The sequence below is a fragment of the Nitrosospira sp. Nsp11 genome, from assembly GCF_900142705.1.
Classification (GTDB): Bacteria; Pseudomonadota; Gammaproteobacteria; order Burkholderiales; family Nitrosomonadaceae; genus Nitrosospira.
Map to the genome: position 1 here is coordinate 1563 of NZ_FRBV01000029.1, position 3031 is coordinate 4593.

The window sequence follows — 3031 nt, forward strand, 5'->3', positions numbered from 1 at the left end:
ACCGGATTTGGGATTTTGCCCATACTGTATCTCCGGTTTCTGTAAACGGGTAGCACCAGTACCATCACTCTTTCTGGTACCACTGGTACCGCCAACCCGACTCGGGCGGGTTGGCCGGGGTGGTTGGGGTCGGGTTGGGTCTGGCGGGTCTGGCGTTGGATCAGGCGCCCGCTGGGATTTCAGGTGCCGCTGCGCTCTCGCCTGTGGCGGGGATCCTGTAGACCCAGTAGCCGCCTTGCTGGTAGATGAGCTGGAGGGCTTGCAGGTCCAGGGGCTGGGATTCGGTGAAGGGCAGCATCTGGGCGATGAGGCTCTCGCTGTTGGGGCCTTTGTGCAGGAAGTAGGCGCGCACCATTTTGTCGGAGAGGGATTGCAGGGTGTAGGTGTCGAACTGGTTGCTCTGCATCCAGCTTTTGAGGTAGCCGATCAGGCCGTGCATGTTGCCTTCCATGGGGAAGTTCTTGTAGGTGATGTCAAACTGCTGGGGGCGCATGAGTCCCAGTTTGTAGAGGTCGTTGACGTGGATGGCGATGTAGGCTTCGCGGTTGCCTGCCAGTTCGCGCAGCAGGGCGGCGCCCTTCTCGGGCGGGGCCAGGAGGGCGTCGGCGAAGCGCTGGAAGGTGGCGCGCTCTTGCTCGCCGGCAGGCGCGCCCCAGAATTCGTTCTCGTAGCGTTTGACGGCGTCGGTGCGCTCGCGCCACGGGGTGGGTACGATCAGGGGTTCGCCGATGCGACTGGTGAACAGGGTGTCGCGCTCGGCCAAAAGGTGGATCTGGCGCGAGGTGTCCCACCAGGCGAGGATGAGGGCGTCCTTGGGCGCATGCTTGGCGATGGCGACGGACAGTGCGGCAAGCTCGGACAGTTTGTTGTCGACGGTCAGGAGCAGTTCGCTGGTGTGGTTTTCCCAGTCGAGCCGCACCGGTGCCTCGGTGCCGCGTCTTGCGGTGTGGGTGAGGGCTAGGGGCTGGTCGACGCCTTCGGCGTAGACTTCGTATTGGGCCAGCTTGAGGTCGGGGTCGATGCCCGCCGGCAGGCCCAGTTGCGCAAACTGGTCGATGCCGCCTTCGGTGACGAGCTGGTAGCGATAGGGGGCGGGGCCGGGGTTGAACCAGAGCCAGCCAAACCAGAGGAGTAAAAGAATTCCTCCCGCCACCAGGAGGATGCCCAGTGAGGGGAGGAGTTTGGTGTTGCGCCGCGCCACGGGGGCGCGGGTTGAAGTTGAGGTGCTCAAACTTGTTTTTTTACCTTGTGCTTGTTGTGCTTAACTACGCTCGTTCTTTTCGCGCCGGCGCCAACCTGCCAAGGCCAAGGTGCCGGCCAGGAGCATGCCACCGCCCAAGCCGCCCAGGGAGAGCTTGTCATCGGTGCTCTGGATGTCAAGCAGGCTGGTGCGCTTGGATTCCATCTTGGCAACCCGTGCCTGCAAGGCGGCCATTTCGCGGATCTTGGTGTTCTCGTCCATGACTTCGACGTAGTCGCGGTTCATGGGTCCCCAGCCTTCGGTGTAGGTCCAGCCGCCCGGGTTGACGTGGGCTAAGCCTACGTGCAGTTTGGGCAGGTTGTTCTCGCCCATTTCCAGGACTCTGAGTTCGATGGCGGCAGGATTGTTGTCCTTGGACCAGTAGAGCTGGGTGAAGCCGGCAAACATTTCTTTGTCAGGCGCCAGGGGGGCGGGACGGTTGGTCTTCTGGCCGGTGAGCAGGCCTTCCTTGTAGAGTTTTTCGGCTACGCCGTGGGCTTCCTTGAATTTGGCCAGGCCATGCAGGGTGCCTTTGTCCATGAATTCAAGGTAGGAGCGGGCAAAGCGTTCGGAGTGGCACTGGGTGCAGGTCTTGACCCAGGAGTCCAGCCGTTCTTCGGACCATTCGCTGGTGATGTTCTCGGCTATGCCGGGGACGGCGGGGTAGTTGGCCCAGCGTATCTTGCGCACGACGTTGTGGGCGTATTTGCCTTCATACTCGAAGTGGCAGCCGGCGCAGGTGGGGGCGGTCTGCCCGCCTTTGGCGTAGGCGTCCTTCAGGGGGACTTCCCAGTTCCATTTGTCGCCCATGATGGACACGATCTTGCCGTGCTTGCTCATGGAGTAGGCTTCCCAGTTGTTGTGGTCGACACCGCTGTGGCAGGTGGCGCACGCTTCGGGCTGGCGGGATTCGGCCGCGGAGAATTCGTGCCGGGTGTGGCACATGTCGCATTTGTTCTGGTTGGTGTGGCACATGCTGCAGCCTTCGGCGATTTCGCGCTGGGGCATGGCGGCAAATACGGCAACTTCGACGTTGGCTTTCCAGTCCAGGGCGTGCGAGGGGCGTCCCTGCGGCCATTGTTTGTTGGGCCAGATCAGGGTGTCGCGCTCGGATTCGCGTTCGGCAAATTCCTGCAGGTGGCAGGTGCCGCAGACGTCTGCGGTGGGCATGCGCAGGTCTTTCATGTGGTCGGCCTTGCCTTTGGTGTTGATGTCGACGTGGCAGTCGATGCAGCCAACTTCCTTGAGCTTTTCGTTGGCCCCGAGCCGGTTCATGGAGCGCAGGTTCTTCTCGACGTCTTCCAGTTTGGCTTTCTTGTAGTAAACGGGGTCTTCAGGCTTTAGGTTGCGTATCTTGTCCAGGTTGGCGTGGGTGCTCTTTTTCCAGGCGTTGACCCAGACCGGCGATTCGTCGGTGTGGCATTTGACGCATTCGTCCCGCGTGGCCACTTCTTTCATGGAGGTGGGCGGTTTGTAGAAGGAGGCAGGGTCAAAGTACATGCTCATGGGAATGGGCTCCCAGTACTTGGCCAAGGTGCCCCGACCCGCGCCTTGCGCCGGGTCTTTGTAGCGCTTGACCAGCGCCTGGTGCAGTTCTTTGGGTGAGGCCGATTGCTGCAGGTTCAGCGCTTTGTACGTTTCTTTGGGGACGCTGGGAAAGTCCGCGTACGCACTCGCCGCCAATAAGGCGCCGCATGCGAGCGTGACCAGCTTCAGCCAAGGTTTGACAACCATTTGTTCTCTCCTTTACTCCGTGTTGATTTGTTGTGTTCAATATCCAGACTTGAAACC

At 61.0% G+C, this 3031-nt stretch carries 2 protein-coding genes; both read right to left on the reverse strand.

Translation table 11 applies throughout. The annotated features are described in order from the left end of the window. Positions 1 to 160: 160 nt before the first annotated feature. The gene (gene haoB / locus BUA28_RS15240) at positions 161 to 1231 is read right to left on the reverse strand and encodes a hydroxylamine oxidation protein HaoB (protein ID WP_072768991.1); all 1071 of its coding nucleotides are present in this window, start codon (positions 1229 to 1231) and stop codon (positions 161 to 163) included. Between the two features lie 30 nt (positions 1232 to 1261). Further along, a complete protein-coding gene (locus tag BUA28_RS15245; protein ID WP_072768993.1) occupies positions 1262 to 2974 on the reverse strand; it encodes a multiheme c-type cytochrome in 1713 nt (570 codons plus the stop codon). Positions 2975 to 3031: the final 57 nt, after the last annotated feature.